Raw genomic sequence first — 16,004 nt, forward strand, 5'->3', positions numbered from 1 at the left:
CTTGCGCTCGAGTGACTTGACGCTCTCGAAACTATTGGCACTAATAATGCCAAAATAGGCCAGGCCGTCAAGACGGGAACCAAGATATGAAGCTCGAAAACGCCGTGATGCCCCGCCAGGAACAACTCGTTGGGCTCCTGGGCCTGGGCGGCGACCAGCCGATCCAGATGCTCAACCTTCTGAAATTCCACGACATCGCCCAGTACGACGATCCCGCCGAGCCGAAGATCAGCGGCCGCGAGGCCTATATGCGCTACGGGGCGCCGATGAGCGCCCTGGTCGCCGCCAAGGGCGGGCGGATCTTGTTTTCGGCGGCCATCGACCACCTGGTGATCGGTGAGGTCGGCGAGCTGTGGGACGTCGCCGCCATCATGGAGTACCCCAGTCGCGCCGCCTTCGTGGCCATCGCCACCTCGGCGGAGGTCGCCGCCATCGGCCATCACCGCAAGGCCGGCCTTAAGGGCCAGCTGCTGATCCAATGCAGTCCCACGCCAGGCGCATGATCGCCGAGACTGGACTTCAGGGCGTCGCGGCGGCAATTGCGGGGGCCATGGCCGCCAACACCCCCTCCGCCCCGATCGACGGCCGCCGCCTGCGGGCCGAGGCCAGCCGGGCGCGCATCGTCGCCGCCATGCTGGAGCTGATCGCGGCGGGCAATCCCGCCCCTTCGGCCGAGGCGGTGGCGGAGCGGGCCGGGGTCGGGCTGCGCACCGTCTTCCGGCTGTTCAACGACATGGACAGCCTCTACCGCGAGATGCACGCCATGATGCTGGCCCGGCTGGTCCCGATCGCCGCCGAGCCGGTGGTCGGCGACACCTGGCGGGAGCGGTTGCGGAATCTCATTCATCGCCGGGTGCGCCTGTTCGAGGAGATGATGCCCTTCCAGGTCGCCGCCGACGCCCAGCGCGCCCGCTCGCCCTTTCTGAACAAGGCGCATGAGAGCCTGGTGCGGCTGCAGCGCAGCCTGGCCACCGCCCTGCTGCCCGACGAGATCAAGGCCGACCCGGTGCTGGTCGAGATGATGGACCTGGTGATGAGCTTCGACGCCTGGCGCCGCCTGCGCCTGGACCAGCATCTGTCGACCGAAGACGCCGAAGCGATCGTCGCCGGCCTGGTCGAGCGGGTGGTCGGCCCCTGATGCGGCTCGCCGTTCTCCTGTTGGCTGCCCTGACCCTGACCGCCTGCGGACCGAAGGCCAAGGTCGCCGTCGCCGAGCCGGTCTGCGCCGCCCAGCCGACCGGCGAGGTCGCCCTGAAGGGGGGAACCTTCACCCTCGGGGCCGGGGCCATGCACGATGACGAGGGACCGCAGCGCACCGTCACCGTCGGCCCCTTCTCCATCGACCGCACCGAGGTGACCAACGCGCAGTTCGCGCAGTTCGTGCAGGCCACGGGCTACGTCACCCTGTCCGAACGCGACCCCGACCCGGCCCTCTATCCCGGAATACCAAAGGAGCAACTCAAGCCCTCGTCCCTGGTCTTCGTCGGCGCCGATGCGCTGGGCGACGGCAACCCGGCCCAGTGGTGGCGGGTGATCGACGGGGCCAGCTGGAAGCATCCCAAGGGACCCGGCAGCGACCTGAAAGGCCGCGACCGCTACCCCGTCGTGCACATCGCCTACGACGACGCCCTGGCCTACGCCCGCTGGAAGGGCCGCGACCTGCCGACCGAGGAGGAGTGGGAGTTCGCCGCCCGCGCCGGCCATGCCGCCGCAAAGTACGAATGGGGCGACGCGCCGCTCGACGGGAAAAAGCCCCAGGCCAACACCTGGCAGGGCGTCTTCCCGGCCATCGACACCGGCGCGGACGGCTACAGGGCCCGCGCCGCGCCGGTCGGCTGTTTCCCGCCATCCGCCTACGGCCTCTACGACATGTCGGGCAACGTCTGGGAATGGACCAGCGGCCGCTACCCGGACGGTTCGCGGCTGATCAAGGGCGGCTCCTACCTCTGCGCCGACAACTTCTGCCTCCGCTACCGCCCGGCCGCCCGCCAGCCGGGACCGCCCGACACCGGCCAGAGCCACCTTGGCTTCCGCACGGTCAAGCGCGCTCAATTGGGGTCACCATGATCAAGAACCGCATCACCGAGCTCTTGGGGGTCCGGTACCCCATCGTCCAGGCCCCGATGGGCTGGATCGCCCGCAGCCAGCTGGCCTCGGCGGTGTCGAACGCCGGCGCCATGGGCATCATCGAGACGTCCTCGGGCCAGCTGGACGAGGTCCGCGCCGAGATCGGCAAGATGCGCCAGCTGACCGACAAGCCGTTCGGCGTCAACGTCGCCCAGGCCTTCGTGCGCGACCCCGACATCGTCCAGTTCGTCATCGACCAGGGGGTGAAGTTCGTCTCCACCTCGGCCGGCGATCCGGCCAAATACTGCGGCCAGCTCAAGAGCGCCGGCCTGACCGTCTTCCACGTCGTGCCGTCGCTGAGCGCGGCGCTGAAGGCCATCGAGGCCGGGGTCGACGGGCTGATCGTCGAGGGCGGCGAGGGCGGCGGCTTCAAGAACCCGCGCGACGTGGCGACCATGGTGCTGCTGCCGCTGGTCTGTTCGAAGGTCGATGTGCCGGTCATCGCCGCCGGCGGCATCACCGACGGCCGGACCATGGCCGCCGCCTTCGCGCTCGGCGCCGAGGGGGTGCAGATGGGCACCCGCATGGTTTCGGCCGCCGAGTCGCCGGTGCACGAGAACTGGAAGACCGCCATCGTCGAGGCCAAGGAGACCGACACCGTCTTCCTCAACCGCTTCGGGCCCGGGCCGGCGCTGCGGGCCCTGCGCACGGAAAAGACCACGGCCTATGAGAAGGCCTCGCCCGAAGGCGGCGTCATGGGCGAGTTCGCCAACGCGCTGAAGCTCTATTTTGGCGGCGACATGGAGGCCTCGATCGCGCTGTCGGGGCAGGTCGCGGGGCGGATCGATAGCGTCCGGCCGGTGGCCGACATCATCCGCGACACGGTGCGGGAATTCGAGGAGGTCACGGCGGATCTCGGCAGGCGATACGGCGTTCCGGCCTAGCCCCAATATTCCGATCATCCCGACGAAAGTCGGGACCCAGCTGGCAATCTGTTGAAGGGCTGGCGCTGATCAGTGCTGTTACCTGTACCGCCGTGGACACTGGGTCCCGACTTTCGTCGGGATGATCGGTAGTGGGGTGGGAGCGAAGTCCGCTAAGACGGCCCCGATGTTGTTCCCCATCACCGACCCCGCCGACCCCCGCACCCAGCCCTACCGCGACATCCGCGAGCGTGACCTCGTCGGCCGCCAGGGGCTGTTCGTGGCCGAGGGGGAGGTGGTGCTGAACCTGCTCGCCCGCTCAAGCCGTTTCGAGGCGGTGTCGGTGCTGATCGACCCCCGCCGCCAGGCCAAGCTCGCCGCCGCCCTCGACCTCCTTCCCGAGACGACGCCGGTCTACCTCGCCGACCAGGCGGTGCTCGACGCCATCGCCGGCTTCCACCTGCACCGGGGCATCCTGGCCATAGGCCGGCGGCGCGATCCGCCGTCGGCGCAGACCCTGCTGGCCGGCCTGCCGGAGCGGGCGCTGGTCCTCGTCCTGGTCGGCATCGCCAACCACGACAACATGGGTGGCCTGTTCCGCAACGCCGCCGCCTTCGGGGTCGACGCGGTGCTGCTGGACGCCGGCTGCTGCGACCCGCTGTACCGCAAGGCCATCCGGGTCTCGGTCGGCGGCGTGCTGACCACCCCCTTCGCCTGGTTGGCCGAGGGCGAGGACATCATCGGCCTGCTGGAGCAGGCGCGACTGCAGCCGGTCGCCCTCAGTCCCGCCGGCCAGACGCCCCTGGCCCGCCTGGCCGTCCCGCCCCGCACCGCCCTGCTGGCCGGCGCCGAGGGGCCTGGCCTGCCCGACACGGTCCTGGCCCGCTGCCGGACGGTCAGCATCCCGATGGCGGCTGGCTTCGACTCGCTCAACGTCGCCACAAGCGTCGGCATCGCCCTGCACCACCTGCGGAACTGACGGCGGCGCGCGCCGTTAGCGGAAAATGCTGAAACTCGCCGGTGTCTTCCTCGTCGTCATGATCATCGCGGGCATCCTGGGCTTCGTCGTCGACGTCGCCGGAGCCCTGGCCAAGATCGCCTTCTTCATCTGCCTGATCGGCTTGGCCGGCACGTTGGCCATGAAGTACCTCGGCAAGAGAGCCGGATAGCCGCTGACCTCAGTCTAGCACAGGTCGTGTGGGGATTAAATAAGCGATATCAACGCCTTATATCCAACCGAAGCGCGGCCAAGGACCGTCTTTCGCACGGCTTTTCGAGCGGATTGGACCCACCAGAGACCACCCCGAAAAGGCCGGTCGGCGCCGGTGCGCGACAGGGCTTCAGCCCGGGCCGCGGAATATGTCTAGACATATTGCGGGGCGGACCGCGCCGGCCCGGCGCGACGTGAATCCCGATGCAGAAAAGGCGGCCCCTCGGGACCGCCTTCGCCGCCTCTGATGATCCGCGCGGGACGCAATGTCCCGGAGGCGCCGCGGAGGGCCCCACGCCCCGGCGACCACGAGGTGGCCGCCGTTCACAGGCACTATCAGGCCGAAAACCGGCCGACTCAATCGGCGCAGGTGTCGCGCCGGCCGATTTGGGCGGGGGTGTGGTATCGCCACAACGAGGCTTTGCCGGGACGGCGCTAACGAAAAAGCCCCATTGCCGCCCTAATCCGAGCAAGTCCCCGCCACACCCGCCCATCAGTCTGTCTATGTCGGCTGATCGGCCCCGGTCCGGATCCTGAACAGCCCCCCCAGCCCCCCGCATCGGAAGCTTGGTCAGCCGACACCTTTTCCCCCTTACATCCCCCAAACAACCGTCATCCTAGGGCTTGTCCCTAGGACCCATGTATCCGCCGCACTCACCGTGGGGTGGAGGCGCGGCCGCGCCTCCATGGCAATCGCTTGCGGCGGCTGAACCGTGGGTCCTAGGGACAAGCCCTAGGATGACGGTAGCGGGGGGGTGTTCATCAACCTGAACCCCACACAACAAACCTCTCAGGTTCGTTTCAGGACTGAAATGCTGAACTCCATCTCAGCGTTGTCGCCCCTGACAGCGTGACCCTTCAGATGGAGCGTTCCTGATGAAAAAGATGCTGATGACGGTCGCGGCTGTTGCGACCCTTGGAACCGCCGCCCTGGCCATGCCGGCCGCGGCCCAACCCTACGGTGGCGGTTATGGTGGCGGCTACGGCCATGATCGCGGCGGCTCGATCGACGAGCGCCAAGCCCAGCTGCAGCACCGCATCGCCCGCGCCGAGCAGTCCGGCCGTCTCAACCGCCGCGAAGCCCGCCGCCTGCGCGAGCAGCTGTGGGAAATCCACCGCGTCGAGGCCCGCTACCGCTATGACGGTCGCCTGAACCGCTGGGAACGGTCCGACCTCGACCAGCGCCTCGACCGGCTGGCCTTCCGCGTCCGCCAGGAAGTGCGTGACGACGACTATGACCACGGCGGCTACCGCCGCTACTAGGCGCCGCCAAATGGGCCGCCGTCAGCCCCAATGACGGCTCCTGATGACAGCACCTGGCCCCGGGGTTCGCCCCGGGGTCATTTTCGCGGGGTCATTTCTGATCGACGCCGAGGATGGCGGCCATCACCCTCTTGAGCACCGGCGCCAGCCGCGTCGGGTCGATGTCGCTGTTGATCGAGCGGGACGCCATGCCGTCGAACATCATGCCGATCAGCTCGCTGCGCATCTCGGTCTCTTCCTCGCTCCAGTCGGGGCGGCGGATGCGTTCGCGGAACAGGGCCATCAATTCATGCTCCTGCTCGTCGCGGCGGTGCAGGATGGCGGCGACCTTGGGGTTGCGGGCCGCCTCGGCCAGCACCTCCAGCATCAGGGCGGCGCGCTCGCGGTCCCAGAACTTGTCGATCGCCCCGGCGCAGTTCTCGACCATGTGCTCGGCGAGATCCTCGGAGGTCTCGTAGAACTCGGCGAACTTCTCGCGCTTGTCGGCCAGGTCCTGCTCGACGATGGCCTCGATGATCGCTTCCTTGTTCTCGAAGTAGCGATAGATCTGGCCGACGCTGAGGTTCGCCGCCTTGGCGATCTCGGCCATGCTGGCTCCATGGAACCCCGAGCGGCGGAAGCAGGCCGCCGCGGCGTCCTGGATCTGCTGACGGCGCGCCTCGATGCTCGGGCGCGGGGAGGGGGCGGCGTCGATCATTCTTATCCTTGCTTAGCCGTTGGGCCGCTTGTGCACGTTGCGACAAAAAGGCGCCAGAGGCGGTTGACTTAGGGACAGGCCATATCTAAGTCTGCCTGAACTGAGAATGAACGTTCATTCTCACATTTGTGTGTAGTTAGCAAGGCGTCCTCCCCATGTCCCAGACTCCCCTCCGGACGGCGCCTGCGCGCGCCGCCTTCTCCAATTCGATCCAAGCGGGCGCCATCGCCCTGACCCTGGCGGCGCTGGCCCTCTCCGGCTGCGGCGACGGGGCCGCCAACGCCCAGGGCCAAGGCATGGGCCCGGCCAGCGTCGGCGTCATGATCGCCAGGACCGAGCCGGTCACCCTGAGCACCGAGCTGCAGGGCCGCACCTCGGCGGTGCTGGTCTCCGAGGTCCGGCCGCAGGTCGGCGGCATCATCAAGAGCCGCAACTTCGCCGAGGGCGGCATGGTCCGCGCCGGCCAGCTGCTCTACCAGATCGACCCGGCCACCTATCAGGCCGCCTACGACAGCGCCCGCGCCGGCCTGGCCCAGGCCGACGCCGCCCGCGACTCCGCCAAGCTGAAGGCCGAGCGCTACGGCGCCCTGTCCGCCACCGGCGCGGTCAGCAAGCAGGACAACGACGACGCTCAGTCGGCCTTCCGCCAGGCGCAGGCCAACGTCGCCTTCCAGAAGGCCGCCGTCGACGCCGCCCGCATCAACCTCAACTTCACCCGCGTCACCGCCCCGATCAGCGGCCGCATCGGCAAGTCGACGGTCACCCCGGGCGCCCTGGTCACCGCCAGCCAGCCCGCGGCCCTGGCCACGGTCCAGAAGCTGGACGCCGTCTATGTCGACCTCAACCAGTCCTCGACCGACCTGTTGAAACTGCGCGCCAGCTTCGCCAACGGCCAGCTCGACCAGGCCGGCACGGCCGCCGTGCGGCTGATCCTCGAGGACGGCAGCGAGTATCCGCTGGAAGGCCGCCTGGCCTTCTCCGACGTCACCGTCGATCCGGGCACCGGCTCGATCGGGCTTAGGGCGGTTTTCCCCAATCCGACGGGGACGCTGCTGCCGGGCATGTACGTCCGCGCCCGCCTGACCACCGGCGTCGCCGCCCAGGCCATCCTGGTCCCGCAGATGGCCATCACCCGTGACGCCAAGGGCGCCGCCAGCGTCCTGGTCGTCGGGGCCGACGGCAAGGCCCAGAGCCGCCAGGTCACGGCCGACCAGACCAAGGGCAATCGCTGGGTGGTCACCGCCGGCCTCAAGCCCGGCGACAAGGTGATCGTCGAGGGCCTGCAGTCGGTGCGGCCCGGGGCCCCGGTGAAGGCGCAGGTCGTCACCCAGGTCGCTGTCGCCGACAACACGCCGGCCCGGCCCGCCTCGGCCCAATCTTCGGCCCAGCGCTAGGACCTGCCCCAATGTTGTCGCGCTTTTTCATCGAACGCCCGATCTTTGCCTGGGTGCTGGCTATCATTGTGATGCTGGCCGGCGTCCTGGCGATCCTCAACCTGCCCATCGCCCAGTATCCGACCATCGCCCTGCCGCAGGTCTCGATCAGCAGCGTCTATCCTGGCGCCTCGGCCAAGACCGTCGAGGACAGCGTCACCCAGATCATCGAACAGCGGATGAAGGGTCTGGACGGGCTGGAATACATGTCCTCGACCAGTGACGGTTCGGGCCTGGCCACCACCACCCTGACCTTCAAGGCCGGCACCGATCCCGACATCGCCCAGGTGCAGGTGCAGAACAAGCTGCAGGCGGCCACCGCCCTGCTGCCCCAGGAAGTCCAGCAACAGGGCCTGACCGTCTCCAAGTCGGCCCGCAACTTCATGATGGTCATCGGGCTCTATTCGCCCGACGGCTCCCAGAGCAGCACCGACCTGGGCGACTACGCCGCCTCCACCGTCGTTGACGCCATCAGCCGCGTCGACGGGGTCGGCGAGGTGCAGCTGTTTGGCTCGCAGTACGCCATGCGCATCTGGCTCGACCCGGTGAAGCTGGCGGGCCTGGGCCTCACCCCGGCCGATGTCGCCACCGCCGTGCGGGCCCAGAACGCCCAGGTCTCGGCTGGCCAGATCGGCGGCGCCCCCAGCGCCCCCGGCGCCTCGCTCAACGCCACCATCACCGCCCAGTCCCGCCTGACCACGGCCGACGAGTTCCGCCAGATCGTCGTCAAGAGCCGCGAGGACGGCTCGGTCGTGCGGCTGCAGGATGTCGCCCGCGTCGAGCTGGGGGCCGAGAGCTACCAGTCGGCCACCCGCTTCAACGGCAAGCCGGCCGCCGGCTTCGCCATCCGCCTGGCCACCGGGGCCAACGCCCTGGAGACCTCCGAGCGGGTCAACAAGGAGATGGAAGCCCTCTCCAAGAACTTCCCGGAGGGCGTCTCCTACGCCGTCGGCTACGACACCACGCCTTTCGTCGAGAAGTCGATCGAGGAGGTGGTCAAGACCCTGGTCGAGGCCATGGTCCTGGTCTTCATCGTCATGTTCGTCTTTCTGCAGAACTGGCGCGCCACCCTGATCCCGGCCATCGCCGTGCCCGTCGTCCTGCTGGGCGTCATGGGCGTGCTGCTGGCGCTGGGCTACTCGATCAACACCCTGACCATGTTCGCCCTGGTTTTGGCCATCGGCCTCCTGGTCGACGACGCCATCGTCGTGGTCGAGAACGTCGAGCGATTGATGAGCGAGGAGGGCCTCAGTCCCAAGGAGGCCACCAAGAAGTCGATGGCCGAGATTTCCGGGGCCCTGATCGGCATCGCCGCGGTGCTGTCGGCGGTGTTCGTGCCGATGGCCTTCTTCGGCGGCTCGCAAGGCGCCATCTACCGCCAGTTCTCGGTGACCCTGGTGACGGCCATGCTGCTGTCGGTGCTGGTCGCTCTGATCCTCACCCCCGCCCTGACCGCCACCCTGCTCAAGCCCGTCAAGAAGGGCCACACCCTCTCCGAGCGCGGCGTCTTCGGCTGGTTCAACCGCACCTTCGACCGTGGCCGCGACCGCTATGAGGGCCTGGTCGGCTCGGTGATCCGCCGCGGCGGCCGCTACCTGGTCGCCTTCGGGGCCATCATGGTGGTCATGATGCTGCTGTTCGTGCGGCTGCCGACCTCCTTCCTGCCGGACGAGGACCAGGGCCTGATGCTGACCCTCGTCCAGCTGCCGGCCGGGGCCACCCAGGATCAGACGGTCGACGTCCTCAAGAAGGTCGAGCACCACTTCCTGGTCGACGAGAACCAGGCCGTGCAGTCGATCTTCACCGTCGCCGGCTTCAGCTTCGCCGGCAACGGCCAGAACGCCGGCATCGCCTTCCTGCGGCTGAAGGACTTCGACGAGCGCAATTCCAAGAAGCTGCGCGCGCCGGCCATCGCCGAGCGGGCCTTCGGCGCCTTCTCCCAGATCCGCGAGGCCATGGTCTTCCCGATCGTGCCGCCGGCGGTGAACGAGCTGGGCAACGCCTCGGGCTTCGACCTGCAGCTGAAGGACGTCGGCGGCGTCGGCCATGAGGCCCTGATGGCTGCCCGTGGCCAGCTGCTCGGCATGGCCGCGCAGGACAAGACCCTGGTCGGGGTCCGTCCCAACGGCCTGGACGACACGCCGCAGCTGCGCATCGACGTCGACCAGTCCAAGGCGTCCGCCCAAGGCCTGTCGATCGCCGAGGTCAATTCGACCATCTCGGCTGCGCTGGGCGGGGCCTACATCAACGACTTCGTCGATCGCGGCCGGGTCAAGAAGGTCTACATGCAGGCCGACGCCCAATGGCGCGGCAGCCCTGAGGACCTGACCCAGATCCAGCTGCGCAACGGCGCCGGCCAGATGGTCCCGCTCAGCGCCATCGCCACCGTTGGCTGGACCTACGGCCCGCCGAAGCTGGAGCGCTACAACGGCGCCCCCTCGGTCAACATCCAGGGCTCGGCCGCTCCCGGCCACAGCTCCGGCGACGCCATGAAGTCGATGGAGAGCCTGATCGCCAAGCTGCCGCCCGGCATCGGCTACGAATGGACCGGCCTGTCGCTACAGGAACGGGAGTCCGGGGCCCAGGCGCCGATGCTCTACAGCCTGACCGCCTTGCTGGTCTTCCTGCTGCTGGCCGCCCTGTACGAGAGCTGGACCATCCCGCTCGCCGTGCTGCTGGCCGTGCCGCTGGGCATTCTGGGGGCCGTGGTGGCCACCAGCGTCCGGGGCCTGGACAACGACATCTACTTCCAGGTCGGCATCCTGGCGACCATGGGTCTGGCGGCCAAGAACGCCATCCTGATCGTCGAGTTCGCCCGAGAACGGATGGCCAGGGGCGAGGAGCTGGTCGAGGCGACCCTGCATGCGGTGCGTATCCGCCTGCGGCCGATCCTGATGACCTCCCTGGCCTTCATGTTCGGCGTGCTGCCGCTGGCCATCGCGACGGGAGCCGGCTCCGGCGCCCAGAACGCAGTCGGCACCGGCGTCATCGGCGGCCTGCTGGCGGCGGTGGTCCTCGGCCTGGTCTTCGTGCCGCTGTTCTTCGTCGTCATCGAGCGCCTGTTCGATCGCAATCTCAGGAAAAAGGAAGAGGCCCCCTCGGACGATGCCGCCCCGGTCGCCCCTTCGATTGAAGGAACCCCGGCATGAGCCGCTCCCTGATCGCCGCCATCCTGATGGCGTCCACGGCCCTTTCGGCCTGCACCCTGGCGCCGGCCTATGAAAAGCCGGTGCTGCCCATCGCCCAGGCCTGGCCGGACGGCAATGCCGCCGGTCAGACGACCAGCGCCGCCGATCTGGCCTGGAAGGAGGTCTACCAGGACCCCCGCCTGCAGGGCGTCATCCAGCTGGCCCTCGAGCAGAACCGCGACCTGCGCGTCGCCGTGCTGAACATCGAGCGGGCCCGGGCCCAGTACCGCGTCCAGCGTTCGACCCTGCTGCCGACCGTCGACGCCGGCGTTTCCGGCTCGAAGGGCCGTACGCCCGGAGAACTCTCCGGCACGGGCTCGGCGGTCGACACCGAGAGCTACAGCGCCAGCCTGGGAATCACCGCCTATGAGCTGGACCTGTTCGGCCGGGTGCGCAGCCTCAACGCCGCCGCCCTGCAGAGCTACCTTGCCACCGCCGAGACCCGCCGGGCGGTGCAGATCAGCCTGATCGCCGAGACCGCCACCGCCTGGACGACGCTGGCCGCCGACCAGGACCTGCTGACCGTCTCGCAGAACACGCTGAAATCCAGCGAGGAGTCCCTGGCCCTGACCAAACGGCGTCAGGAAGGCGGCGCCGCCAACCTGCTGGAGGTGCGTCAGGCCGAGACCCTGGCCGAACAGGCGCGCGGCGACCTCGCCGCCGCCCAGGCCCAGGTCGCCCGGGATCGCAACGCCCTGACCCTGCTGGCCGGGGCCGAGGTTCCGGCGGGCCTGCTGCCGCAAGGCGACCTGCAGCACCTGGCCATCCGCCACGACCTGCCGGCCGGCGTGCCGTCCGACGTGCTGGCCCGTCGCCCCGACGTGCTGGCCGCCGAGCACAATCTGCAGGGGATGAACGCCAACATCGGCGCCGCCCGCGCGGCCTTCTTCCCGCGCATCACCCTGACCGCCAGCGCCGGCTCGGCCAGCAGTGAGCTGTCAGGCCTGTTCGGCAGCGGTTCGGGGGCCTGGAGCTTCGCCCCGGCCATCAGCCTGCCGATTTTTGACGGCGGAGCCAACGCGGCAAATCTCAGGGTTGCAAAAACCGACCGCGAGATCGCCCTCGCTCAGTATGACAAATCGGTCCAGACGGCCTTTCGCGAAGTGGCCGATTCTCTTGCCGTTCAGGCGACGCTCAACAGGCGACTCGAGGCGGCGACTCGCCTGTTAGTGGCCGCGCAAGACGCCGAGCGGCTTTCAAGAATCCGCTATGAGCAGGGAATAGACAGCTATCTGGTCTTGCTAGATGCCCAAAGAACCAGATACAGCGCTGAGAAGGCTCTGGTTGCGCTATGGCTTGTGAGGGCGCAAACTTCAGCCACACTGTACAAGGCGTTGGGGGGTGGAACGGACTCCTTGAACTAATACCCAATTCGAATCCCGCCTGGGTCCCCCCCAATCCGACCTTAGGCGGGCGTCAACGGCGCATCCCCCCGCGCCTTGACAAGAAGGGGCGCACCACCCCCCCGGTGCGCCCCTTCGCCTTGTCTGGATACCGGCATGGCGGCCGGCGGGGTTTCCAAAAACCTAACCACAAGTTGTCGAACGTTGGTCGACGACTCGACGTACGGCCTTAAGCTACTTGCCGATGTGGGCGATGCTGGCGATCTCGACCAGGAAGTCGGGCCGCACCAGGCCGCAGACGATGCAGAACCGGGCCGGCTTGTCGCCCGGGAAATACTCCGCATAGACCTTGTTCATCGCCGCGTAGTCGGCCCAGTCCTTCAGGAAGATGTGGTTCATGGTCACGTCGTCCATGGTCCCGCCGGCCGTCTCGATCACCGATTTGATGGTTTCCAGCACCTGCCGCGTCTGGCCCTCGGCGTCACCGACGTGGGCGACGTTGTTGTCCTTGTCGAAGGCCAGGGTGCCGGAGACGTAGACCACCCCATCGGCCAGGGTGCCGGGCGAGAAGGGGGCGATCGGGGTGACGGTCCCGGGCGGGGTGATGACTTTCTTGGGCATGGCTTGTCCTTGTGAGGTTCAGGCGGGCGGGGTCTGGCGGATCGCCCCGCAGAAGTCGGCGGTGTTGCTCACCCAGCCGAAGAACTTCTCGACATTGTAGACGGTGGCCTCCTGCAGGAAGGCCGGGCCCGCCTGGTGGACGGCGTCCTCCAGCATCACGCTGAAATACTCCAGGTGGAAGGCGTCCCGCAGGGTCGATTCCACGCAGACGTTGCTGGCGATGCCGACGAACACCAGGTTGCGGATGCCCCGCGCCCGCAGCACCGAGTCCAGCGAGGTGTTGAAGAAGGCGCTGTAGCGCGGCTTCTGGATGACGATGTCGCCGGCCTGAGGCTTGAGCGCCTCGACCAGCTCATAGTCCCAGCCGCCCTTGGCCAACAGCTGGCCCTCCAACTCCGGCTTCTCGCGCATGGTCTTCAGGGCGTTCGACTTCCACCAGTTGGGCGACCCCTCGCCGCCGGCCTCGACGTAGTCCGGATCCCAGCCGTTCTGGAAATAGACCACCTGCACGCCCGCCGCCCGCGCCGCCTCGCAAGCCTGCCCGATCTGGCCGATCACCGCCGCCGCCCCGCCGATGTCGAACCCGGCCTTGTCGAGGTACCCCTCGGGCGAGGCGTAGGCGTTCTGCATGTCGACGACGATCAGCGCCGTGTCCTTCGGCGACATCGGCACCGCTTCCGGCCGGGCCGGCAGCATCACCGCCCCCGGCCGCGCCTGCGCCATCGATTGCGGGCGATCACGCAGGGAGGACATCGCTCACCACGTCCCGCCGGGTCTTCATCAAGGGCTGGATGCGCTGGCCGAACTGGTCGAGCCCGACCAGGAAGTCGTCGAAGGTCAGCAGCACCCCGGCCGCGCCCTCGACCTCGGCGATCTCGTCCATCAGCCGGGCGACGGTCTCGTACGATCCCACCAGCGTGCCGATATTGAGGTTCATCGCCGACGGCGGCCGGCTCATGTAGATGGCCGAGACGTCCAGCGCCCCGCGCGGATCGGCCTCGCCCTGGTGGTTCATCCAGGCGATGGCGTCGAGGTCCGCACCCTTCTTGTAGGTCTCCCACTTCTCCATCGCCGCCTCGTCGGTCTCGTCGGCGATGATCATGAAGAGGAGCAGTGCGCCGGTGTTGGACCCGGCCTTCTTGGCGGCGGCCACGTTGCGGGCCACGGCCTCGGCGCACTTCTTCGGCTCGTTCAGCCCCATGCCGAAGCAGAAATTGTAGTCGGCGTGCTTGGCGGCGAAGTCGACGCCGGTCTGGCTCTGGCCGGCGCAGACGATCTTGATGTCGACCTGCGGCTTGGGCAGCAGCTTGCAGTCCTTCATGGTGAGGAACTCACCCTTGAAGTTCGACTCCCCGTCGCGCCACAGCTCCTTCATCACCGTCACGTACTCGGCGCAGAAGTCGTAGCGATTGAGGAAGTGGCGCTCGCCCGGCCAGATATCCATCTGGTCGTACTCGGCCTTCTGCCAGCCCGAGACGATGTTGATCCCGAAGCGGCCGTTCGAGATCGAATCGATGGTCACCGCCATCCGCGCCGCGATGGGCGCGGGAATGGCCAGCACCGGCACCGAGGCATAGAGCTTGATCTTGCTGGTCACGGCCGCGAGGCCCGCCATCAGGGTGAAGCTCTCCAGGGCATAGTCCCAGAACTCGGTCTCGCCGCCGAAGCCGTGCAGCTTGATCATCGAGAGGGCGAAATCCAGCCCGTACTTCTCGGCCTTCAGGGTGACCTGCTTGTTCAGCTCGAACGTCGGCATGTACTGCGGCGAGGTCGCCGACATGATCCAGCCGTTGTTGGCGATCGGGATGAAGACGCCGATGTCCATAGGTATGCCTGCCCTCGAATTCAGTGGGCGGGCATGAGGCGCTCTGTTTGCTGAAATTGGCAAGAGGGGAGGGCCATCCCCGTCCCTTCTCCCGCTTGTCGGGAGAAGGTGGCCTCCGAAGGAGGTCGGATGAGGGCAGCGCCAGCGCCCGGTGACTAGCGCTTGCGCACAAACACCGTCCCGGCCGAATACCCCGCCCCGAAGCTGCAGATCAGCCCCGTGTCCCCCGCCCCGAACCCGTCATGGTGCAGGTGGAAGGCGATGATCGAGCCGGCCGAGCTGGTGTTGGCGTAGTCGTCCAGGATGATGACGTTCTCGCCGGGCTCGGGATCGCGGCCCAGCACGCGTTTGCCGATCATCTCGTTCATGTTGATGTTGGCCTGGTGCAGCCACATCCGCTTCAGCCCATGCGGATCGACGCCGATGTCGCCGGCATGCTCGACGATCATCTCGGCGACCATCGGCACCACCTCGCGGAACACCTTGCGGCCCTCCTGCACGAACAGCTTGTCCCTGGCCCCGATGCCCTCGGGCGCGGCGCGGTTGAGGAAGCCGAAGTTGTTGCGGATGTTGTTGGAGAACACCGTCTTCAGCCGCGTACCCAGGATGTCCCAGCCCTGGCCGGCGGGCGTATCCTCGGCCCGCTCGACGATCACGGCGGTGGCCACGTCGCCGAAGATGAAGTGGCTGTCGCGGTCGCGGAAGTTCAGGTGGCCCGAACAGATCTCCGGGTTGACCATCAGCACCGCCCGCGCCGAGCCGCTGGCGATAAAGTCGGCCGCCGTCTTGATGCCGAAGGTGGCGCTGGAACAGGCGACGTTCATGTCGAAGGCGAAACCCTCGATGCCCAGCGCCTGCTGCACCTCGATGGCCATGGCCGGATAGGCCCGCTGCATGTTCGAGGCCGCGCACAGCACCGCGTCGATCTGGGACGCATCCTTGCCCCAGGCCTCGATCGCCTGCCGCGCCGCCTTGACCGCCATCTCGGCCAGCACCGACAGCTCCTCGTTGGACCGTTCGGGGATGCGCGGGGCCATGAACTCCGGGTCGAGGATGCCGGCCTTGTCCATCACGAAGCGGGCCTTGATGCCCGAGGCCTTCTCGATGAACTCCGGCGAGGAGGGCGCCAGGGCCTCGACCTCGCCGGCGGCGATGGCGTCCGCGTTGCGGCTGTTGAAGCGCTCGACGTAGCTGTTGAAGGCCTCGACCAGCTCGGTGTTGGAAATGCTCTGCTCGGGCGTGAACAGCCCGGTGGCGGCGATGACGGCCTGATGCACGATGGATGCTTCCCGACGCGGATCCGTCCGGACCCGCCCTGTTGTTGCTTGCCCGCTAGATAGCACGGGCGGGGCCGGCGTCATCCCCGCACGCGCCAGGCCTTTCGCCGAACAGGGTGTGTGCTTTCGCCGCAACGAAACAGGTTAGCCGCAATCC

The 16,004-nt window shown here is 67.9% G+C and carries 15 protein-coding genes; 10 read left to right on the forward strand and 5 right to left on the reverse strand.

Features of this window, described 5'->3' with window-relative positions:
- The first annotated feature begins 86 nt into the window (after positions 1-86).
- The 7 genes from AC1RSK_RS04915 (at position 87) to AC1RSK_RS04945 (ending at position 5,463) form a co-directional block, all read left to right on the forward strand.
- Positions 87-503, forward strand: a complete 417-nt coding sequence (locus AC1RSK_RS04915; protein ID WP_492906070.1) for a DUF1330 domain-containing protein — start codon at positions 87-89, stop codon at positions 501-503.
- Positions 479-1,138, forward strand: coding sequence for a TetR/AcrR family transcriptional regulator (locus AC1RSK_RS04920; RefSeq protein ID WP_492906071.1), 660 nt, complete (start codon positions 479-481; stop codon positions 1,136-1,138). The genes AC1RSK_RS04915 and AC1RSK_RS04920 overlap by 25 nt, the downstream gene beginning before the upstream one ends.
- Positions 1,138-2,067 (forward strand): formylglycine-generating enzyme family protein, encoded by a 930-nt coding sequence (locus AC1RSK_RS04925; RefSeq protein ID WP_492906073.1) that lies wholly within the window; start codon positions 1,138-1,140, stop codon positions 2,065-2,067. Before AC1RSK_RS04920 ends, AC1RSK_RS04925 begins: the two co-directional genes overlap by 1 nt.
- A complete protein-coding gene (locus AC1RSK_RS04930) occupies positions 2,064-3,011 on the forward strand; it encodes an NAD(P)H-dependent flavin oxidoreductase (protein WP_492906075.1) in 948 nt (315 codons plus the stop codon). The genes AC1RSK_RS04925 and AC1RSK_RS04930 overlap by 4 nt, the downstream gene beginning before the upstream one ends.
- Positions 3,012-3,177: 166 nt before the next feature.
- Positions 3,178-3,969 (forward strand): TrmH family RNA methyltransferase, encoded by a 792-nt coding sequence (locus tag AC1RSK_RS04935; RefSeq protein WP_492906077.1) that lies wholly within the window; start codon positions 3,178-3,180, stop codon positions 3,967-3,969.
- 25 nt (positions 3,970-3,994) lie between these two features.
- Positions 3,995-4,159, forward strand: coding sequence for a hypothetical protein (locus tag AC1RSK_RS04940; protein ID WP_492906079.1), 165 nt, complete (start codon positions 3,995-3,997; stop codon positions 4,157-4,159).
- 917 nt (positions 4,160-5,076) lie between these two features.
- A complete protein-coding gene (locus AC1RSK_RS04945) occupies positions 5,077-5,463 on the forward strand; it encodes a hypothetical protein (protein WP_492906081.1) in 387 nt (128 codons plus the stop codon).
- 91 nt (positions 5,464-5,554) lie between these two features.
- Here AC1RSK_RS04945 and AC1RSK_RS04950 read toward each other — a convergent pair whose 3' ends face one another.
- Positions 5,555-6,160 (reverse strand): TetR/AcrR family transcriptional regulator, encoded by a 606-nt coding sequence (locus AC1RSK_RS04950; protein WP_492906082.1) that lies wholly within the window; start codon positions 6,158-6,160, stop codon positions 5,555-5,557.
- A gap of 155 nt (positions 6,161-6,315) precedes the next feature.
- On the opposite strand from AC1RSK_RS04950, the gene AC1RSK_RS04955 reads away from it, so the two are divergent.
- From AC1RSK_RS04955 to AC1RSK_RS04965, 3 genes are read left to right on the forward strand one after another with little or no spacing between them, the layout of a single operon-like run.
- Positions 6,316-7,554, forward strand: a complete 1,239-nt coding sequence (locus AC1RSK_RS04955; protein ID WP_492906084.1) for an efflux RND transporter periplasmic adaptor subunit — start codon at positions 6,316-6,318, stop codon at positions 7,552-7,554.
- A gap of 11 nt (positions 7,555-7,565) precedes the next feature.
- The gene (locus AC1RSK_RS04960; RefSeq protein ID WP_492906085.1) at positions 7,566-10,742 is read left to right on the forward strand and encodes an efflux RND transporter permease subunit; all 3,177 of its coding nucleotides are present in this window, start codon (positions 7,566-7,568) and stop codon (positions 10,740-10,742) included.
- Entirely contained in the window at positions 10,739-12,145 is a 1,407-nt protein-coding gene (locus AC1RSK_RS04965; RefSeq protein ID WP_492906087.1) for an efflux transporter outer membrane subunit, read from the forward strand. Before AC1RSK_RS04960 ends, AC1RSK_RS04965 begins: the two co-directional genes overlap by 4 nt.
- 213 nt (positions 12,146-12,358) lie before the next feature.
- Here the strand turns inward: AC1RSK_RS04965 and rutC are convergent, their stop codons facing one another.
- The 4 genes from rutC to AC1RSK_RS04985 all read right to left on the reverse strand — a co-directional run bounded on the left by rutC (position 12,359) and on the right by AC1RSK_RS04985 (position 15,847).
- Entirely contained in the window at positions 12,359-12,745 is a 387-nt protein-coding gene (rutC, locus tag AC1RSK_RS04970) for a pyrimidine utilization protein C (protein WP_492906089.1), read from the reverse strand.
- Positions 12,746-12,763: 18 nt separating this feature from the next.
- The gene (gene rutB / locus AC1RSK_RS04975) at positions 12,764-13,498 is read right to left on the reverse strand and encodes a pyrimidine utilization protein B (RefSeq protein WP_492906091.1); all 735 of its coding nucleotides are present in this window, start codon (positions 13,496-13,498) and stop codon (positions 12,764-12,766) included.
- Positions 13,482-14,570, reverse strand: a complete 1,089-nt coding sequence (rutA, locus tag AC1RSK_RS04980) for a pyrimidine utilization protein A (RefSeq protein WP_492906092.1) — start codon at positions 14,568-14,570, stop codon at positions 13,482-13,484. Before rutA ends, rutB begins: the two co-directional genes overlap by 17 nt.
- A gap of 155 nt (positions 14,571-14,725) precedes the next feature.
- Positions 14,726-15,847: a beta-ketoacyl-ACP synthase III gene (locus tag AC1RSK_RS04985; RefSeq protein WP_492906094.1), complete on the reverse strand. Its 1,122-nt coding sequence runs from the start codon at positions 15,845-15,847 to the stop codon at positions 14,726-14,728.
- Positions 15,848-16,004: the final 157 nt, after the last annotated feature.

It is taken from the genome of Caulobacter sp. GW821-FHT11A05, assembly GCF_058809015.1.